Origin of the sequence: uncultured Chitinibacter sp. (assembly GCF_945957625.1) — a bacterium.
GTDB lineage: Bacteria > Pseudomonadota > Gammaproteobacteria > Burkholderiales > Chitinibacteraceae > Chitinibacter > Chitinibacter tainanensis.
Window position 1 is genome coordinate 408,496 of sequence record NZ_CAMFLP010000001.1, and the last position, 18,712, is coordinate 427,207.

The 18,712-nt window shown below is 51.7% G+C and carries 17 protein-coding genes; 15 read left to right on the forward strand and 2 right to left on the reverse strand.

Annotated features, from left to right (window positions below; translation table 11 throughout):
• The first annotated feature begins 6 nt into the window (after positions 1-6).
• The 12 genes from bamA (at position 7) to QV747_RS01975 (ending at position 11,571) form a co-directional block, all read left to right on the forward strand.
• A complete protein-coding gene (gene bamA, locus QV747_RS01920; RefSeq protein ID WP_047393791.1) occupies positions 7-2,301 on the forward strand; it encodes an outer membrane protein assembly factor BamA in 2,295 nt (764 codons plus the stop codon).
• Positions 2,302-2,312: 11 nt separating this feature from the next.
• Positions 2,313-2,801 (forward strand): OmpH family outer membrane protein, encoded by a 489-nt coding sequence (locus QV747_RS01925; RefSeq protein WP_047393790.1) that lies wholly within the window; start codon positions 2,313-2,315, stop codon positions 2,799-2,801.
• 2 nt (positions 2,802-2,803) lie between these two features.
• Positions 2,804-3,850 (forward strand): UDP-3-O-(3-hydroxymyristoyl)glucosamine N-acyltransferase, encoded by a 1,047-nt coding sequence (gene lpxD / locus QV747_RS01930; RefSeq protein ID WP_273427940.1) that lies wholly within the window; start codon positions 2,804-2,806, stop codon positions 3,848-3,850.
• Positions 3,837-4,280 carry a 3-hydroxyacyl-ACP dehydratase FabZ gene (gene fabZ / locus QV747_RS01935; protein WP_255350775.1) on the forward strand — a complete coding sequence of 148 codons (444 nt, stop codon included), beginning with the start codon at positions 3,837-3,839 and terminating at the stop codon, positions 4,278-4,280. The genes lpxD and fabZ overlap by 14 nt, the downstream gene beginning before the upstream one ends.
• A 9-nt stretch (positions 4,281-4,289) precedes the next feature.
• Positions 4,290-5,075: an acyl-ACP--UDP-N-acetylglucosamine O-acyltransferase gene (gene lpxA, locus QV747_RS01940; RefSeq protein ID WP_273427936.1), complete on the forward strand. Its 786-nt coding sequence runs from the start codon at positions 4,290-4,292 to the stop codon at positions 5,073-5,075.
• Positions 5,076-5,078: 3 nt separating this feature from the next.
• Positions 5,079-6,251, forward strand: coding sequence for a lipid-A-disaccharide synthase (gene lpxB, locus QV747_RS01945; RefSeq protein ID WP_273427933.1), 1,173 nt, complete (start codon positions 5,079-5,081; stop codon positions 6,249-6,251).
• Positions 6,251-6,823, forward strand: coding sequence for a ribonuclease HII (gene rnhB / locus QV747_RS01950; RefSeq protein ID WP_273427931.1), 573 nt, complete (start codon positions 6,251-6,253; stop codon positions 6,821-6,823). Before lpxB ends, rnhB begins: the two co-directional genes overlap by 1 nt.
• Positions 6,824-6,905: 82 nt before the next feature.
• On the forward strand, positions 6,906-7,766 hold the full coding sequence (gene motA, locus QV747_RS01955; protein ID WP_273427929.1) for a flagellar motor stator protein MotA: 861 nt from the start codon (positions 6,906-6,908) through the stop codon (positions 7,764-7,766).
• Between the two features lie 21 nt (positions 7,767-7,787).
• On the forward strand, positions 7,788-8,678 hold the full coding sequence (gene motB / locus QV747_RS01960; protein ID WP_051258697.1) for a flagellar motor protein MotB: 891 nt from the start codon (positions 7,788-7,790) through the stop codon (positions 8,676-8,678).
• Between the two features lie 2 nt (positions 8,679-8,680).
• A complete protein-coding gene (locus QV747_RS01965) occupies positions 8,681-9,409 on the forward strand; it encodes a class I SAM-dependent methyltransferase (protein ID WP_273427924.1) in 729 nt (242 codons plus the stop codon).
• Complete coding sequence (locus QV747_RS01970) at positions 9,397-10,773, forward strand: HDOD domain-containing protein (protein ID WP_273427921.1); 1,377 nt, start codon at positions 9,397-9,399, stop codon at positions 10,771-10,773. Before QV747_RS01965 ends, QV747_RS01970 begins: the two co-directional genes overlap by 13 nt.
• A gap of 6 nt (positions 10,774-10,779) precedes the next feature.
• Positions 10,780-11,571 carry an RNA methyltransferase gene (locus QV747_RS01975; RefSeq protein WP_288791465.1) on the forward strand — a complete coding sequence of 264 codons (792 nt, stop codon included), beginning with the start codon at positions 10,780-10,782 and terminating at the stop codon, positions 11,569-11,571.
• A 46-nt stretch (positions 11,572-11,617) separates the two neighbouring features.
• Here the strand turns inward: QV747_RS01975 and lolD are convergent, their stop codons facing one another.
• The gene (gene lolD, locus QV747_RS01980) at positions 11,618-12,316 is read right to left on the reverse strand and encodes a lipoprotein-releasing ABC transporter ATP-binding protein LolD (protein WP_273428707.1); all 699 of its coding nucleotides are present in this window, start codon (positions 12,314-12,316) and stop codon (positions 11,618-11,620) included.
• A complete protein-coding gene (locus tag QV747_RS01985) occupies positions 12,309-13,544 on the reverse strand; it encodes a lipoprotein-releasing ABC transporter permease subunit (protein ID WP_273428709.1) in 1,236 nt (411 codons plus the stop codon). Before QV747_RS01985 ends, lolD begins: the two co-directional genes overlap by 8 nt.
• A gap of 529 nt (positions 13,545-14,073) precedes the next feature.
• Here QV747_RS01985 and QV747_RS01990 point away from each other — a divergent pair.
• From QV747_RS01990 to QV747_RS02000, 3 genes are all read left to right on the forward strand, one after another.
• Positions 14,074-14,718: a TetR/AcrR family transcriptional regulator gene (locus tag QV747_RS01990; RefSeq protein ID WP_028448954.1), complete on the forward strand. Its 645-nt coding sequence runs from the start codon at positions 14,074-14,076 to the stop codon at positions 14,716-14,718.
• Between the two features lie 15 nt (positions 14,719-14,733).
• Entirely contained in the window at positions 14,734-17,190 is a 2,457-nt protein-coding gene (locus QV747_RS01995) for an acyl-CoA dehydrogenase (protein WP_273428712.1), read from the forward strand.
• A 121-nt stretch (positions 17,191-17,311) separates the two neighbouring features.
• Positions 17,312-18,691, forward strand: a complete 1,380-nt coding sequence (locus QV747_RS02000) for an OmpP1/FadL family transporter (protein WP_273428714.1) — start codon at positions 17,312-17,314, stop codon at positions 18,689-18,691.
• Positions 18,692-18,712: the final 21 nt, after the last annotated feature.

Consider the following 18,712-nt stretch of genomic DNA (forward strand, 5'->3'; position numbering starts at 1 on the left):
ATAAACATGAAATTGAAACCGATGTATATGCTGCTCACCGCGGCACTCACTACTGTGTCGCTGAATGCTTGGGCATTTGATGCCTTCACTGTGCGAGATATCCGCGTAGAAGGTCTGCAGCGCACTGATGCCGGTACGGTATTCAATTACTTAGGCGTTAAAGTGGGCGAGCGCTTTGATGATGCAAAAGCCAGCGAAGCCATTCGCAGCCTGTTTGCTACTGGTTTTTTTGATGATGTCCGGATCGAAGCCGAGCAAGATGTGCTGGTAGTGACCGTGGATGAACGGCCTACGATTTCACAGATCAATATCAATGGCGCCAAACTGATCGAAAAAGACCAGGTTAAAACCGCCTTCAAATCACAAAATCTAGCTGAGGGTAAGATTTTTCAGCAAGAAGTGCTGACTAACGCCATCAATGAATTAAAGCAGCAATACTACGCACGCGGGCGCTATACCGTTGAGCTTGTGCCGACGGTAACCAAGTTGGACCGTAATCGAGTTGGCATTCAGATCGACATCAAAGAAGGCGATGTCGCCCGCATTAAAGGGATCAACTTTGTTGGCAACACCGTTTATACCGACAGCGACTTGCAGAACGCGATGTCACTGACCTTGGGTGGTTGGATGACGTGGTATACCAAAACCGACCAATACTCCAAGCAAAAGTTCGGCGCAGATCTCGAAGCCATTAAGTCCTTATATCTTAACAATGGCTATCTGAAATTCAATATCGAATCAACTAATGTCTCTTTGTCTGAAGACAAGATGGATGTGTTCCTCACCGTAAATATTCGTGAAGGTGAGCAGTATAAGGTGGCCGGCTCAGGTTTGATCGTAACGGCGCCGGAGTTTCAAGAGGCTCTCAAACCAGCTTTGGCGCAACTCACCGCTGGTGCAATCTATTCGCGAGAATCGGTCAATAAGGTAGCTGCTGAGATTTCAAATCAACTTGCCAATCAGGGCTATGCGTTTGCCAATATAAACCCTGTCCCTGAAGTGGATGATGAGAAGAAAACGGTCCAGATTAACTTTATGGTAGACCCAGGTAAGAAAACCACGGTGCGCCGAATTAATATTTCCGGCAATACGATGACACGGGATGAGGTTATTCGTCGTGAATTACGACAGATGGAATCTGCTGAGTATGATCAGTCCAAAATCAAACGTTCCAAGGAACGTTTGCAACAATTGGGCTTTTTTTCCGAAGTAAATATTGAAACTCCGATTGTACCTGATGCGGTTGATCAGGTTGATATGAATGTCATTGTTGCAGAACAGAAAACTGGTAATTTCAACTTCGGTGTAGGCTATGGCCAGTCGGATGGGTTGTTATTGCAGGTGGCGGTGGCCCAAAATAATTTCTTAGGTACTGGTAAGCGTTTTTCTATTGAAATGAATACCAGTAAGTCACAGCAAGCATATTCAGCTTCAATGAAGAATCCATATGCGACTACGGATGGTGTGAGTTTTGGTTGGAGTCTTTATCAGCGTAAAACAAACCCAGATGAGCTTGATTTAGGTGATTATTCAACCGATGCCAAAGGTCTGAACTTAAGCTTTGGGATGCCAACTAGTGATTATAATTCGATTGGTTTGGGCGTTGGTTATGAAAACCTTAAGATTATGACCAATTCAAATTCACCTCAGTACGTGCATGATCATGTCAAGAAATATGGTTCAACATCGGATACATACTCATTAACTGCTAGTTGGGCTGCAGATGGACGTGATTCGGCGATATTTCCTTCTTCCGGTTGGTATCGCCGTGTGAATCTGGAGCTATCTACTCCTATTTCTGATATTGCTTACTATAAATCAACGGCGCAAAGCCAATTCTTTTACTCTTTCGGTGCAAAAAGTCCTGTGACATTCATGTGGAATGTCGAGTTAGGTTATGGTGATGGCTATGCTGGTGATGAGTTGCCATTCTATAAAAACTATTATGCCGGCGGTGTGAATTCGGTGAGGGGCTTTAAGTCATCTTCATTAGGTCCTAAGGATGAAAATGGTGACGCGTTGGGTGGGACTTCCCGATTTGTGAATAACTTTGAGTTCTACGCGCCGCTTCCAGGGATGAAAGATGATCGTTCAATGCGGCTTAGTGCATTCTTTGATGTGGGTAATGTATGGGATGATGCTCATGCGTTTGACTTTGGCGATTTAAAGTATTCAGCGGGTATTGGCTTTACCTGGATTGCACCTGTTGGACCTATTAAGCTGATTTGGGCAAAACCAATCAATGCTAAAGATGGTGATAAGACCCAGTCTATTCAATTCCAGCTTGGGCAGGTGTTTTAAGGATTGTGACTATGAAAATGTTTAAAGTACTCATTGCTACTCTTATGGCAATCTTCGCTACTTCAGCTATGGCTGATGTTAAAATAGGTTTTGTTGACACCCAAAGAATCTTGCGCGAAGCCTCTCCGGCCGTGCGGGCGGCAAAAAAAATTGAAAAAGAGTTTGAGCCTCGCCGAGTAGAGCTGCAAAAAATTTCAGTTCAGGGCAAGGCGCTGCAACAGTTGCTCGACAAAGGGGCTTTGCCTGAAGCAGAGAGAAGAGTTAAAGAACGTGAACTTTTAAAGCTAAATCAAGATTTTCAGCGGATGCAGCGTGAAATTAATGAAGACTTGAATGCAAGAAGAAACGAAGAATTGTCAGGCTTGCAAGATCGGGTCAATTCAGCTATCCGATCTATTGCGGAGTCTGAGAAGTTTGATGCCGTTTTCCAAGATGCAGTTTACAGAAATCCACGCTTGGATATTACTGACAAGGTATTGAAGCTGTTGGTAGATAAATAATCATGAGTTTAATTAGATTGTCCGCGTTAGCTCAAATGATTGGTGGCGTATTGGTAGGGGCTGATAGGGAAGTTACGGGTGTGGCCTCCTTGAAAAGCGCAGATTTACAGCGTTTAGTGTTTTTGTCTGACCTTAGAAAGAAGCAAGAATTACTTGCGTCTAAAAGTAAAGCGGTAATCGTTAAGACTAACGAAGGCTTGCCGGTAGATGTTAGCTATATTGTTTGCTCTAACCCTGCGTTAGCTTTTGCTAGAGCCTCGGCCTACTTTAACCCACTGCCTATTAGTAATAGTCGTGTTCATCCTAGTGCAGTGATTGCCGAAGATGTTGTGCTTCCAGTTGGTGTAGAGGTTGGTCCGCATGTAGTTGTTGAGCCCGGTGTCAAACTCGGAGAGTTTGTCCAACTGAAAGCTGGGGTGTTTATCGGTTCTAACTCCAAAATTGGGTCTAATACAATAATCTACCCACGAGCAGTCATTTACGCTGACTCGGAGATTGGTGAACATTGTGTGATTCACTCCGGTGCAGTAATTGGCGCAGATGGCTTCGGTAATGCTTGGGCTGGAGATCATTGGGAGCGTATTCCTCAGATCGGTAGAGTCATTATTGGGGACAATGTAGAAATTGGTGCTAACACAACAATTGATCGCGGTGCACTTGATGATACGGTGATTGAATCAGGCGTGCGTTTAGATAACCAAATTCAGGTCGCACACAATGTCAAGATTGGGCGAAACACTGCGATTGCTGCTTGTACTGCTATCGCGGGTTCTGCCGAGATAGGCCGTAATTGTATGATTGGTGGTGGTGCTCTCATTGCTGGGCATCTCAAAATTGCGGATGGCGTTACTCTTCTTGGTGGGAGCGGTGTGCCATCGAGCATTCACGAGCCTGGCGTGTATGCTTCAGGTGTGCCCGTCGTGCCGCATGCCGATTGGCTGAAAAATATGGTGCATCTACGTAAGTTAGATGGAATTGCAAAACGCTTAAAACAACTTGAGAAACAGGTTGCAAAACAGGTACAGGAAGAACAAAGTGACTCCAATTGAAATCAATGAAATTATGCAGCATTTGCCACATCGTTATCCATTTCTGTTAGTGGATCGCGTGCTGGAATTGGAGCCAGGCAAGTCGGTTAAGGCAATTAAAAATGTGACGATTAATGAGCCATTTTTTCAGGGGCATTTTCCAGGTTACCCGGTAATGCCTGGTGTGCTGATTTTGGAAGCCTTGGCTCAGGCCGCTGGCGTTTTGACTTTCAAAACGATTCAGCCGCCGCCTTCGGCGAATACCATTCTGTTTTATGCTGGCATTGACAATGCACGATTCAAACGCCAAGTGGTGCCTGGCGATCAGTTGATCCTCACTGCTGAGATTACCAAATCAATGCGCGGTATTTGGAAGTACACAGCGAAGGCCTATGTGGGTGACGAGCTAGCTTGTGAAGCGGACTTAATGTGCGCACAACGCGAAGTTTAATGAGTGGGTATGCAGAATAACAGTTTGATTCATCCACTTGCCTTGGTTGACCCCGCGGCGCAAATTGATCCAAGTGTTCGGGTTGGCCCCTTCACGACGATTGGTCCCAATGTGAAAATTGGCGCCAATACGATTATTGATTCGAATTGCAATATTGCGGGACACACAACAATTGGTGAAGGCAATCGGTTTTATTCATTTGCCGCGATCGGTTGTGAACCGCAAGACAAAAAATATGCTGGTGAACCCACCCAGCTGGTGATCGGCGATAAGAACACCTTCTTTCAAAGTGTCACTGTTTCGACTGGGACGGCTCAGGATTCAGGTATAACTACCGTTGGTAGTCATAATTGGGTAATGGCCTATGCCCACATCGCCCATGATTGTGTGGTTGGCGATCACGTAATTCTTGCCAATGGTGCAACATTGGCCGGTCATGTGCATCTAGGTAATCACGTTATTCTGGGTGGGCTCACTGCGGTTCACCAGTTCTGCACGATTGGTGCCCATGCCATGGCCGGTGGCGGTTCGATTATTGTGCAGGATTTACCCCCATTTGTGATGTGCGAGGGTAATCGTGCCGTCGCACGAGCTTTCAATCTAGAGGGTATGAAGCGTCGAGGTTTCACCGAAGCAGGCATGAAAGCAGTCAAGGCCGCTTATAAGCTCTTGTATCGCAGTGGTTTGGCTTATGATGAGGCCGTCTCGCAAATCACCCTGATGGCTGAGAGCGAGCCTGCTCTCAAAGACTTCATTGACTTTTTTGCGCGTTCAAAACGCGGCATTGTTCGTTAATCTATGTCAGAGTTTCAATTCAGCCCTGGTGCGTGGCCCAAAATTGCAATTGTTGCTGGCGAGGCATCAGGCGATACACTTGGCGCATCTTTAATTGATGAAATTAAATTGCTTTACCCAAATGCTGAATTTTGGGGAGTGGCGGGTCCGAAGATGCAATCCTACGGCGCTCGAACGATTGAGCCGCTAGAAACTCTGTCGGTAGGTGGCATTGTCGAGGTTTTGAAGCATTTGCCTGAATTGCTGCGCTTACGCAAGCGCCTTGTTAAATCCTGTCTTCATGCCCGGCCCGATTTATTTATCGGGATTGATGCGCCTGATTTTAATATCGGCTTGGCGCGGCGCCTAAAAGCGCGTGGCATTAAAACAATGCATTATGTCAGCCCTTCGATCTGGGCATGGCGCCCTGAACGCATTAAAAAGATCAAGGCGGCAATTGATCATATTTTATTATTATTGCCCTTTGAAAAAGAGATTTACGATCAAGCTGGTGTTGCCTCTACTTATGTTGGCCATCCTTTGGCTGACCAAATGGCAGTGCAGATCAACGTGCCAAATGTTAGAGAAGTACTGAATTTGCCTGCCGTTGGTGAAGTCGTGGCAATTTTGCCTGGTAGTCGGCAGCGCGAAGTTGCCGCGCTGGCAGAATTGTTTATCGATACCGCGCTTGTTTTGGCCGAACGCTTTCCCAAGATTACATTTTTGGTGCCATTTGTTAGTCGTGAAACTCGGTTGATTTTTGAGCAGACGATGTGGCGAAAAGGGGCGCAAGAGCTGAATTGGCGTCTTATGTTTGGCCACTCACATGAAGCGATGGTTGCCGCCGATGCGGTTCTATTGGCGTCAGGTACCGCTGCGCTTGAAGCGATGTTGGCGAAAAAGCCAACCGTTGTGGCATATCGGCTTTCCAATTTAACTTACAAGCTGGTGAAGCGGAAGTACTTACTCCCTTATGTCAGCTTGCCCAATATCATTACCAAGCGATTTGTCATTCCAGAGTTTTTACAGGATGAAGCCACGGTAGAGAATCTAGCTCAATCGATGAGTAACTATCTTTTGGATAAATCGCTTAGACAGCAAGTTGAGCAAGCATTCACCGATTTACATGTGGGCATGCGCTGCAATGCTGGCGCTAAAGCCGCCGCCGCAGTTTATAAAATGTTAGGTAACCGTTAATGCTCTGCGGTGTGGACGAAGCAGGCCGTGGACCATTAGCAGGTTCCGTGTTTGCTGCTGCGGTTATTTTGCCGGATGGACTGCAAATTTCCGGGCTAACCGATTCTAAAAAGCTAAGTGCTTCAAAACGCGAGGCATTGGCAGTTCAGATCAAAGCGCAGGCCGTTGCTTGGTGTGTTGCAGAGGCCTCGGTGGCCGAAATTGATGAGCTTAATATTCTGCAGGCCACGATGCTAGCTATGCAGCGCGCCGTGGCAGGATTGGGTGTTTTACCGTCAAAGGTGCTGATCGATGGCAATCGAGTGCCTAATCTAACCATGCCCACCGAAGCTATTGTCCAAGGCGATGCTAAAGTCCAAGCCATTTCTGCAGCCTCGGTGTTAGCTAAAGTGGCCAAAGACAGCGAAGCGTCAACGCTTGAGCAGCAATTTCCCGGTTATGGCTTTGCTAAGCACAAAGGCTATGGCACCGCTGTGCATCTAGCTGCGCTCAGACGGCTTGGTGCCTGCCCCGCACATCGCTCTACATTTGCGCCTGTGCGTGCAGTATTGCGACAGGGTGTCTTGTTTTAACGGAGTAGGGCTTGTTCACTGCAATGCACAACTCTAATATGAAGATGCAGTAAAACTATAACCTCGGCAAGGGCAAAATCGGATGTTTGTAATTCTCGGTTATGTATTCATGTGTACCTGTATTCTGGGTGCATATGCATGGCATGGGGGCCACTTGGGGGTTCTATGGCAGCCATCTGAAATCGTGATCATTTTTGGTGGTGCGATCGGTGGGATGATTGCCGCTCAGGGTGGTAAAGGGATGAAAGCCTTCGTAAAGGCGCTGCCCAGTGTTTTTAAAGGCTCGGCATACTCCAAGGCCTTTTATATGGATTTATTTGCCTGCATGTTTGAGTTGCTGGCAAAAGTTCGTAAAGAAGGTCTGATGTCGATTGAGGGTGATGTCGAAGACCCCCATGCTAGCCCCATCTTTTCCAAATACCCCAAAGTCTCACACGATCACCATGTCACCGAGTTTATTTGCGATTATTTGCGCTTAATGGTCGGCGGGAATCTGAATCCGTTTGAAATTGAAAATCTAATGGATGTCGAAATCGATACTCACCACCATGAAGCGGAAGGTCCCGCCTCGGCGATGGCGAAGTTGGCCGATGGTTTGCCGGCATTCGGTATCGTAGCTGCGGTAATGGGGGTAGTACACGTAATGGGCTCCCTGCATCTGCCACCTTCTGAGCTGGGTAAATTGATTGGTGCCGCGCTGGTGGGGACATTTATGGGGATTTGGCTAGCCTACGGTTTCGTTGGCCCATTGGCGACGGTGCTTGAAGGCAAAAATGCTGAAATGCACCAGGTGCTGGTCACAATCAAAACGACCTTGCTCGCCAGTCTGAACGGCTACGCACCACAGGTGGCTGTAGAGTTTGGCCGTAAAGCACTAAGTTCAACCGAGCGGCCATCATTCAAAGAGCTGGAAGAGTTTGTTAAAAACGCCAAAGGCAAGTAACGAGCGAAATAGGTTGCAAGCATGAGCGATGATTCCCAGCGCCCCATAGTTGTAAAAAAAATCAAAAAAGGCGGTCACGGGCACCACGGCGGGGCCTGGAAGATTGCCTATGCCGACTTTGTAACCGCAATGATGGCCTTCTTTCTGCTGATGTGGCTACTAGGCTCGGTATCGAAGGGTAATCTCAAAGGCGTATCAGATTACTTTGCGAATCCTTTGAAAGTAGCCAATGCGGGTGGTGAAGGCTCTGGTTCATCCGATAGCGTAATCCAAGGTGGCGGCAATGACCTCACCAAGCAAGCCGGCCAAGTTAAGAAAGGCGATCCACCATCGCAGACTGAGGCCGCTAAAGATAAGCGTCGGTTGAATGAGTTGAAACAGAAATTCGAAGCCTTGATGGATAATAAAATCAAGGAAAACTCTGAGCTCGCCAAATACAAAAATCAACTCAAATTAGACATGGTAGCCGAGGGGCTGCGTATTCAAATCGTGGATGAGCAAAATCGCCCCATGTTTAAATCGGGCAGCTCTGAACTTGAAACCTTTGCGCACGGCATCTTGCAAGAAATCGCCCAGCTGCTCAATGAAGTGCCTAATGCAGTTTCTTTATCCGGGCATACTGATAGCAGTAAATTTGCCGGTGGCGCCGCGGGGTTTACCAATTGGGAGCTCTCGTCAGAGCGCGCAAATGCCTCCCGCCGTGAATTGATTATTGGTGGTTTAGATCCGGCGAAAATTCTTCGGGTGAACGGCTACGGGGATGTCATCCCGCTGGATAAAGACAATATCTACAATCCCATCAACCGGCGCATCAGCATTGTGGTGCTCAATAAAGAGGCGGAGACCAATATCCGTGAACAAGCCGGTGATCAGGCCGAGGCACCTGGCGAAGCTGCTCCTGCGCCGCAATAAACATGCGCAATCTACTTGCTAATCGCTGGGCGCGTTTCGTCATCATCCAGCTGATTACCTATTTGTGTCTGCTTGTATTGCTGGCTGCGCATTTGCCAAGCCTATTGGCTCTCGGGCTCGCCCTGATGGTCGCGTACTTTCTAGCCCGCCGCTATTACGCTGAACCTTGGTGGCGCTGGATACACCTGCTGTTTTTGCCGCTCATATTCATAGCCCAATTACTGGATTTGCCAGCCTACATGTATTTGCTGGCTTTGGCGGTGAGCTGGTTTTTATTTGGGATGGCGGCGCGCACCCGAGTGCCAGTGTTTCTGAGTGAACAAGCAGTGCTGCAGACCTTGGCGCAAGAGCTGGCGCTTAATAGCCGTTTTCTGGATATAGGCGCAGGCAATGGTCGCGTGCTGGCCTTTCTGGCTAAAGAGCGACCTGATTTACAGTTATTTGGTACCGAGATTGCCTGGCCCTTATGGTTATTTGGCAAGCTCACGCTGCCCGGTCGCGTGAAATGGTGGCGCCGTGATTATCGCCAGCTCGACCTTTCTGACTATGATTATGTGTACGCCTATCTCTCACCGGCGGTGATGGATGACGTATGGCAACAAGCACAAGCGCAAATGCAGCCGGGTAGCTGTTTGCTCAGTAATTCATTTAGCACGGCGTATGCCGAGCCAAGCCGCACTATCCCGCTTAACGACTGGAAAGATGGATCATTACTGATATGGCAACTGTAGCCGCTGCCACCAGTGCTTGGTTTGCCAAGCCACTGCCAATTATGCAAGCCTCGCGTAATCAGATTGCCGGGATGGCCAAGCGTGCTGATCGGGTCAAACCGGCGGAGCTCTCCGATGTGGTCTTGCAAGATCCGCTGTTTACTGCGCAGTTATTACGTCTGGTGAATGATCGGGTGAAGGGGGGCTTAACTGCCGATATCGCTTCGGTTGAGAGTGCCATCTTGCTGGTTGGGGTTGAGCCATTTCTGGAGCGTTTTAGCCGCCACGCCACACTCGAAAGTGTCTTGCTGCCGGATGGCCAGCAAGAATATGCCTTACTGCAAAAATGGGTTTTTCATGCCCAATTGCTGCGCCGGGTCGCCCGCGATCTGGCAGATCAGCGCTATGACGCCAAAGTGCATGAAGTACAGGCCGCTGCGCTATTACTCACTTTGCGCGCTATTTTGCCTTTAATGGCCAAAGTGCTCGATCCGCAGCACAGCCAGCAAGCGGTCGATATTCCGGCCTTATTACAACATTGGCAATTCCCGCCGGTGGTGATTGAGCTTGTTGGTGAAATGACTGCACCAACGCCACGCTATGTTTTGTTCAAAGCCATGATTCCAGTGCTCGAAAAGCTCGAGAGCGGTTGGTGGGATCCGGATATCCAGTCCCAGCTCGCGACAATGGCTACGGTATTAGGGCAGGAAATCGGCGAAGTTTGGAATACCTTGTGCAAATGTATCGTGCGGCAAACCCGGCGGTTGCCGGCCAATGCCCCGTTTTATTCTTCAGCCCGTTGGCTGGTGATGCAGCCGGGTGAATGGCCGCAAGCTGCGCAGGCAGCTGCACCGGCAAGCGCAGAGCAGGGCAAAGATATCCTAGTAGAGCGCATGCAAGCGCTGCATCTAGCTGGTTTGCAAGGCGCACCGACCAATCAAGTGATGTCGCTGGCGATCCGCGCCTTGGCCGAAGGGTTGGGTCTCCGGCGGATCGCTTTTGCTTTGTTTGTGGCGGCGGAAAATAATCTGCGCATGCGCTATGTGCAGGGCGAGCATACCGAAGGGCTGCGTCAGCTGGTGATCCCCTTGCAGGAGCAACATCTGTTTACCCGCCTGCTACAAAAACCCGCTTCAATCTGGCTCAACAGCGGCAACTTGGCGCAGTATGTACCGCTGCTGCCCATCCAGTTTAGCGAGCAGCTGGGGGCTGATCAGTTTGTGGCGATGTCGATTTTCGTGAGCGATAAGCCCGTTGGGCTGCTGTATGCCGATGCCGGTGGCAATCAGCCGGTGAGCGACTTTCAATATCAGCACTTTAAACAAATTAGTACCCTCACCAGCCGGGCTTTGGCGCATAATGCCCGCCGTCGTCACACCGCGTAATTCTGCATGGAACTCATCACCTCGGCCCAAAATGGCCAGCTCAAACAATTGGGCAAACTCATCCAATCGCGGCGCGAACGTAGTCAAACCGGCTTGATGGTGCTGGATGGCACGCATCTGGTCGCGGCATGGCTCGACGCTGGGCATGCATTGTCTTTGCTGGTACTGAGTCAGTCGGCCCAGGCATCTGCCGAGATTGTACAGCTCGCGCAGCGCGCCGATTGTCGCACCCTGCTAGTGCCCGATGCACTGTTTGCCAAATTAAGCGATTTACCCAGCGCAACCGGGATTTTGGCTTTGACTGCGATTCCGACGACCCCCGCCGCGTTGTCGCGTGGTTTTGTCCTGGCGCTGGATGGGGTGCAAGACCCGGGCAATGTCGGGGCGATCTTGCGCACGGCCTATGCCGCAGGCGTAGAGCAGGTATGGCTATCCGCGCAATGTGCGGATATTTGGTCGCCCAAGGTCTTGCGCGCCGGGATGGGGGCGCAGGCGGTGTTGCCTTGCGTAACACAGGCCGATTTACCGGCGCTAGTTGGCGCGTTTGACGGCAGCAAAGTGGCTACGTTGCTAGACCTTGGCGCACGGGATTTGTACGGCAATGATTATCGCGGCTCGGTACTACTGATGATGGGCTCGGAGGGCGCGGGCTTGAGTGCGGGCTTGGCGGGCTTGGCAACGCATAAGGTCTTGATCCCGATGCAGGCCGGGATTGAGTCACTGAACGTGGGCCATGCCACCGCCATTTGCCTCTATGAGATGCGCCGGCAACGGGCTTGGGCTGGGGTATATGCTTGAGCGCTTTTATTTATAAGGCCTTCAAGCATATACATCGATGTGTATCTTAATCGACTAAACGCCCATCCTGCATTTTCACCACACGCTGACAGCGGCTGGCCAGCTCTTGATCATGCGTAACGATCACAAAGCCGGTGCCGGTGTCGCGGGCTAATTCCAGCATCAAATCAAAAATCGCGCCGGCGTTTTGGCGATCCAGATTGCCGGTTGGCTCATCCGCCAGCACGCAAGCCGGCTGCGTAACCAGGGCTCGTGCCATCGCGGCGCGTTGGCGCTCGCCCCCTGATAGCTCGCCCGGTTGATGATGCAGCCGGTGGCCCAAGCCCACGCGTTCCAGCATTTGCTGCGCGGCGGCTTGCGCTTCGCGGCGCGGCAGGCGGCGAATCATGAGCGGCATGGCCACATTTTCTAGCGCGGTAAATTCAGGCAGCAAGTGATGAAACTGATACACAAAGCCCAGCGCCTGATTACGTAACTGCCCGCGAGCCGCCTCGCCTAGGACAAATGGATCTTGCCCATTCAGCAAGACCTGGCCGCTATCAGGCTGATCAAGCGTTCCAAGGCAATGCAGCAGGGTCGATTTGCCTGAACCCGAGGCGCCAACCAGTGCCACGACTTCGCCACGGGCGAGGCGAAAATCAATGTTATGCAGCACCGGCGTCTTCAATTTGCCACTGCGATAGCTTTTGCTGAGGCTGCTGGCCTGTAATACCCACTCGGGGTTGCTTTGGATGTGCTTATTCATAACGCAAGGCCTCCGCCGGATTGACCCGCGATGCTCGCCAGCTTGGATACAGCGTGGCCAGCAAAGACAGCAGCAGCGAAATCACGCCAATACTGATGACATCGCCAGGAATGACTTTGCTCGGTAATTCGGTAATCAAATACACATCGGCCGAGAGAAAGCGCACGCCGAGCATGCGCTCGATAAAGGGCACGATGGTGCCAATATTCAGCGCAACTAGCACGCCACTCACCACACCAGTGAACGTGCCAATAAAGCCTGACATTGCGCCCTGCACCAGAAAGATCTTCATAATTGAGCCGGGCGCTGCGCCCAAGGTGCGTAAGATGGCAATATCAGCTTGTTTATCAGTCACCACCATCACCAGCGTCGAGACGAGATTAAAGGCTGCCACGGCCACAATCAGCGTCAGAATAATAAACATCATGCGTTTTTCGATTTCCACCGCGCGAAAATAGGTGGGGTTTTCTTGGCTCCAGTCCGCCACCATCAGCGTGGGTAGCTGCTGGCTCAGGGCTTGCGCTACGCGGCGGGCGGCAAATAAATCATCCAGTTTCACCCGCACACCGGTTACGCCATCGCCGGTGCGATAGAGGTGCTGCGCATCTTGCAGGTGGATAAGCGCCAGATTGGCGTCATAGGGGTAGTAATCGGCTTTAAACACGCCGGTAATCGTAAACTGGCGTAGGCGTGGGATCAGCCCAGCTGGGGTAACCTGGCCTTGCGGGGTAATCAGCGTGACTTTGTCACCCAAGGTCACGCCTAACTCTTGCGCCAGATTCCAGCCCAAGATGACCGAGTACTCACCGGCGCGCAGGCTGTCGGCGCTGCCTGCGACCATTTTTTGCGTCACTTCGCTCACCCGGCCTTCTTGGGCGGGGTCAATGCCCCGTACTAACACCCCTTTAACTTGCGAGCCATTGGTGAATAAGCCCTGGCCCAGCACATACGGCGCGGTCCCGATCACTTGCGGGTGTTGTTGCGCGACTTGAGCGGCATTTTGCCAATCCACCAAGGCGCTGCCACCGCTACTAATCGTGATATGCGAGGCCATGCCCAAAATGCGGTTGCGGACTTCTTCCTGAAAACCATTCATCACCGACAGCACAATAATCAGTGCTGCAACGCCCAGCGCGATGCCGATCATTGAAACCAATGAAATAAAGGAAATAAAGCCGTTGCGGCGTTTGGTGCGGGTGTAGCGCAGGCCAATCAGAAATTCGTACATGGTGGCGGCCGTGGTTCAGATGGCGCGAGTTTAGCACAGGCGGCTGGCTGGCTTGGCGCGGGCAGGGTGGCATTTTTACGCCACGGTGTCGCGGGCTGTAACAGTGTTTTTTCAATTACCTATCGGGCGCTTTTTGCGCTGCAAAAACTGGATGATGAGTGCACTGGTGGCCGCAAGCCAAATGCTGTAATGGTTTCCGCTTTGGCTGCGTGGCAGACGAAGTGATTGTGGCCACTGTAATTGCTGCTTTGCAGCAGCATGCTTGCGCATATGTTGCAAGTTATATACGTGTATTGGCTTGAAATGCTTATTCGATAAGGGCTATAGATCAATACAAGCGGGGGGTATTGATGGTGGCTATTTCAGCTGTAGTGGTCGTCCGGCATAAGTGTGGCAACTCTGTGACGGTGGCTTAAGCAATTACCCCTATTTCAGGGTTTGCTACTTGACAAGCGTGCTGGCGAGTTTTAATTTTCAAACACTCGTTTGAAATTGATTTAGATCAACTACAGGAAACTGGAGTCCCAAGATGGAAAGCAGCAAAACGCTGGATACCGCGACCCGTATTTTAAATGCGGCCGAGCTTTTGTTCATTGAACACGGTTTTGCTGGTACGTCGATGCGACAGATCACCGCAGCGGCCGAGGTCAATATCGCCGCGGTGAATTATTACTTTGGTTCCAAAGATGGGCTGTTTCAGGCGGTGTTCGAGCGTCGTGCCGAGCCTTTTGTGCGTCTGTCGCTGGGCAAGCTCACCGAGCTAGAAAAAACGCCAGCGATCAAAGATCCGATGGCGATCGCCAGTAGTTTTCTGTCGGCGGCGCTAGAAATGGGGCGCAATCCCGAGCATGGCGGCTTGGTGTTTGTGCGCCTGCTGGCCCGCAGCTATGTGGAGCCGAATTCGGTGTTGAAAGAAAAAATGCCACAACGCTATGGCGATCTAACGCGCCGCTACCAGCTGGCGCTGGAAGGGGCGCTGCCGCATCTCAGTAGCGCAGAAGTGGCTTGGCGTTTTCATTTTGTGACCAGTGCGATGTTTAACGCGTTTGCCGGTAATCATGTGTTGCGTCTGTTTATGGCGCAGCCCATGGTGAATTCGCGTGATCCGCAGCTGGTGGCGGATATGTTGTTGCCGTTTATTACTGCGGGCCTGACTGGCCCCAGCCATTTGTAAGCCAAGGAGCGCATCATGTCGGTGTTAGTGTGTGTGTTGACTGTCGTGCTGTTGTTGGGTGTGCTGGCCTATTGCCAGGCACCCTTGTGGTTAAGCTCGCTCCTCGTGATATTGGGGACGGGCTATGCCGTCTTTACAGGCCATGCCGCTGCAGGCTGGTTGTATGGGCTGCTGGCTTTGGCCGTACTGCTGAATGTGGCGCCATTGCGCCGCTTGCTGCTGACGGGGCCGCTGTTTGGCGTGTTCCGCAAGATTACGCCGCCGATGTCGCAAACCGAGCAAGAGGCCATTGATGCCGGCACGGTGTGGTGGGATCGTGAGCTCTTTAGCGGCAAGCCCGACTTTAAAGAGCTGCATAGCTACCCAGCGCCGAAGCTCTCTGCGGAAGAAGAGGCCTTTCTGAACGGCCCGACCGAAGATTTGTGTCGCATGCTCAATGATTGGGAAATCACCCAAGAGCAAAAAGATCTGCCGCCCGCGGTGTGGCAGTTCATTAAAGAGCAGGGCTTCTTGGGCATGATTATCAAGAAGCAATATGGCGGCAAAGAGTTCTCTAATTACGCTCATGCACGAGTGGTTACCAAGATCGCTACCCGTTCAGGCAGCGCGGCCGTGACCGTGATGGTGCCCAATTCACTGGGGCCAGGCGAACTGCTGCAACACTATGGCACCGAGGCGCAGAAAAACTATTACCTGCCGCGGCTAGCCAAGGGTGAGGAAATTCCATGCTTTGCCCTCACCAGCCCAGAAGCTGGCTCGGATGCCGGCGGGATTCCTGATTATGGTGTGGTGTGCCGTGGCAGCTATACCGATCCACGCACTGGCGAGCAGCATGAAAATGTACTGGGTATTCGCCTGACCTGGGAAAAACGCTATATCACGCTGGGGCCGGTGGCCACCATTCTTGGGCTGGCGTTCAAATTGTACGACCCCGATCATCTGGTCGGCACCAAGGACGACGTGGGTATTACCTGTGCGCTGATTCCCACCAATCACCAAGGCGTGAACATTGGCCGTCGTCATTATCCGGGCACTAGCACTTTCCAGAATGGCCCGAACTGGGGGAAAGACGTCTTTATCCCGATGGATTGGGTTATCGGTGGGCAATCTTATATTGGCCAAGGCTGGCGCATGCTGGTGGAATGTTTGTCAGTTGGGCGCTGTATCTCGCTGCCGGCCATGTCGGTGGCTTCGGGCAAGCTCGCCGCTTACACCACCGGTGCCTATGCCCGCATCCGTAGCCAATTTGGTTTATCGATCGGTCGCTTTGAAGGGGTAGATGAAGCCCTCGGGCGGATTGGTGGCTACACCTATCAAATGGATGCTGCGCAACGTCTAGCGCTGACGGCATTGGATTTAGGTGAAAAACCTTCGGTGCTCTCCGGGATTTTGAAATATCACAATACCGAACGCATGCGTAAAACCATCAATGATGCGATGGATGTGCATGCCGGTAAGGCGGTGTGTATCGGCCCGCGCAACTACTTGGCCTTGGGCTATCAGGCTGTGCCGGTCGCGATCACCGTCGAAGGCGCAAATATCCTGACGCGCAGCATGATCATCTTCGGTCAAGGCGCGATTCGCTGCCATCCCTTTGTACTCAAAGAGCTGCGCGCGGCGATGAATAAAGATCTTGCCGCATTTGATGCCGCTGTGATCGGGCATATTGGCTTTGCAATCTCGAATGCCGTGCGTGCCTGCTGGATGGGCTTGACTGGCGCGCGGCTGGTGTCTGCGCCCAAAGATGGCCCGACCGCCCAAAATTACCGCGATATTGTCCGGCTTTCCAGTGCCTTTGCCTTCCTGGCCGACCTCGGTATGGGCACCTTAGGCGGTAGCCTGAAATTCAAAGAAAAGCTCTCGGCGCGCTTGGGCGATATGCTCTCCAACCTATATATCGCTACCGCGGCGCTGAAGAAATTCCATGATGACGGTGAGCCGAAAGAAGATCGTCCGTTTGTACGCTGGGCGGTGGAAATGGCGCTGTATGACTGCCAAGAGGCAATGAATGGCTTCTTGGCCAATCACCCCAATCGCGTGGTGGCATGGTTGGCTCGCCGCGTGGTGTTCCCGCTGGGCATGAGCATGAAAGCTCCGGCCGATAGGGTAGGTACGCGTATTGCCCGTAGCCTGATGGAGCCATCGACTGCTCGTGATCGTCTGGTGCAATACATGTATCGCCCAGCCGATGAGGCTGATTCAGTCGGGGTACTGGAATATGCCTTGCAGGCCGTGATTGAAACCGAAGGCATCGAGAGCAAATTGCGCCGGGCCGGCCGCGAAGGGCAGCTTAAAACCCTGACCAGTAGCGAGCGTTTGCAAGAAGCCCTCAGCAAAGGGCTGATTACCGAGGCCGAGTTTGCGCAAGTCAGCCGTGCCCGCCGGCTGAAACGCGAGGTGATCATGGTGGATGATTTTGATGCGCATCTACAACACGCAGACCCAGATGCGATCAAGCGAACGATTGTTTGAGCCGCGTTGCCTATATTAGCAGCGTCATCCAATTGCAATCTTCGCGTGGATGTTTTGAATAAATAGAAACTCTGCCAGTACAACTGGCGGGAATGTGCGTACCACACACTGGAGAAACAACATGAAAACGATTTGCCGCTCACTGCAACTGATTGGCGTCGGCTCGGCGCTGCTGGCTGGCCAAGCGCTGGCTTCGGGCTACAACTTTGGCACGCAAAGCGCATCCAACCAGGGCTTTGCCAATGCCGGTGCCGCCGGTCTGACTGATGCTTCCGTGTTGTTTTATAACCCGGCCGGCATGTCGCAAGTTGAAGGCACGCAAGTGTCTGGGGTACTCAACTACATCATTCCGGACGGTAATTTCACTAACACCAATTCCACCAATGCAGCGGGGATGGCGGTGACGGGCAGCAATGGCGGCAGCTTTGGTGTCGCCACGCCAGTACCGCATATGTATCTGACGCATCAGATTGATGATCGCTGGACGGTCGGGGTCGGGATGTTTGTGCCGTTTGGTTCGCACACCGATTACAGCAAAGATTGGGTGGGCCGCTACAACACCACCGAAAGCTCGCTGATGACCTTCAATCTGAACCCGAGCGTGGCCTATAAGTTTAACGATATGGTGACCATCGGGGCTGGCGTGAGCGTGCAGTACATCGAAGGTAAGCTCGCTAAACAGCTCGATCTGGGTCTCTCGGCCGCCTCAACCGCGTGTAAATCGGTGCCTGCTGCAACGTGTAGTGCGCTGATGCGGGCGCTGGCCAGCAAAACGCAATATGACGGCAGCTCGGAAGTCACCGGTGACGATATCGGCTACGGCTTCAATCTGGGCGCTACGTTTAAATTGTCAGAAGCTACTAGCGTGGGTGTGGCCTATCGCTCGGCGATCAAACACAAGCTGGAAGGGGATGCCAAATTCACGGTGCCGCAGAATTTTGCCAGCAGTGCTCTGGGTGCCGCCGCCGGTGGGCAGATTCAGGCTGGCCTGAATGCCCAGCTGAAAAACAAGGCCGCCACGCTGGAAGTCGAAACACCTGAGTCGTTCTCGCTCAATGCCTTCCATCAAATCAATGAACAATGGGCGGTAATGGCTGACTACACCTGGACCCGTCATTCACGCTTTGACGAAATCCGCATCAAGCTTGAGGGTGCCGCTGATTCGGTAACCCCAACCAACTGGAATGACACCAGCCGTTACTCGGTGGGCGTAAGCTACAAACCGACCGAGAAATGGACTTTGCGCGGCGGTTTGGCCTATGACAACGCGCCAGAAAATGACCAAAACCGCATCGCTAGTATTCCCGATAGCGATCGGGTCTGGGTGGCGCTGGGGGCTAACTATGCCTTCACTCCAACCCAATCGGTGGATCTCACCGCGATTTATGTGGATCTGAAAAACTCAACCATCGCCCAGAAAGACCAAAACGGGGCGACGGTGCGCGGTAATTACGACATCAGCTCAGTAACGCTGGGTGTGCAATACAACCATCGTTTCTAAGCCCATTGCTCTTTGCGTAGC

Bases quoted from the DNA above. Each gene is read 5' to 3' on its own strand.
- QV747_RS01975 (WP_288791465.1), top strand. From the start codon at position 10,780: ATGGAACTCATCACCTCGGCCCAAAATGGCCAGCTCAAACAATTGGGC.
- QV747_RS01995 (WP_273428712.1), top strand. From the start codon at position 14,734: ATGTCGGTGTTAGTGTGTGTGTTGACTGTCGTGCTGTTGTTGGGTGTG.
- lpxA (WP_273427936.1), top strand. From the start codon at position 4,290: ATGCAGAATAACAGTTTGATTCATCCACTTGCCTTGGTTGACCCCGCG.
- bamA (WP_047393791.1), top strand. From the start codon at position 7: ATGAAATTGAAACCGATGTATATGCTGCTCACCGCGGCACTCACTACT.
- QV747_RS01925 (WP_047393790.1), top strand. From the start codon at position 2,313: ATGAAAATGTTTAAAGTACTCATTGCTACTCTTATGGCAATCTTCGCT.
- QV747_RS01970 (WP_273427921.1), top strand. From the start codon at position 9,397: ATGGCAACTGTAGCCGCTGCCACCAGTGCTTGGTTTGCCAAGCCACTG.
- QV747_RS01985 (WP_273428709.1), bottom strand. From the start codon at position 13,544: ATGTACGAATTTCTGATTGGCCTGCGCTACACCCGCACCAAACGCCGC.
- rnhB (WP_273427931.1), top strand. From the start codon at position 6,251: ATGCTCTGCGGTGTGGACGAAGCAGGCCGTGGACCATTAGCAGGTTCC.
- motA (WP_273427929.1), top strand. From the start codon at position 6,906: ATGTTTGTAATTCTCGGTTATGTATTCATGTGTACCTGTATTCTGGGT.
- lolD (WP_273428707.1), bottom strand. From the start codon at position 12,316: ATGAATAAGCACATCCAAAGCAACCCCGAGTGGGTATTACAGGCCAGC.
- QV747_RS01965 (WP_273427924.1), top strand. From the start codon at position 8,681: ATGCGCAATCTACTTGCTAATCGCTGGGCGCGTTTCGTCATCATCCAG.
- lpxB (WP_273427933.1), top strand. From the start codon at position 5,079: ATGTCAGAGTTTCAATTCAGCCCTGGTGCGTGGCCCAAAATTGCAATT.
- lpxD (WP_273427940.1), top strand. From the start codon at position 2,804: ATGAGTTTAATTAGATTGTCCGCGTTAGCTCAAATGATTGGTGGCGTA.
- QV747_RS02000 (WP_273428714.1), top strand. From the start codon at position 17,312: ATGAAAACGATTTGCCGCTCACTGCAACTGATTGGCGTCGGCTCGGCG.
- QV747_RS01990 (WP_028448954.1), top strand. From the start codon at position 14,074: ATGGAAAGCAGCAAAACGCTGGATACCGCGACCCGTATTTTAAATGCG.
- motB (WP_051258697.1), top strand. From the start codon at position 7,788: ATGAGCGATGATTCCCAGCGCCCCATAGTTGTAAAAAAAATCAAAAAA.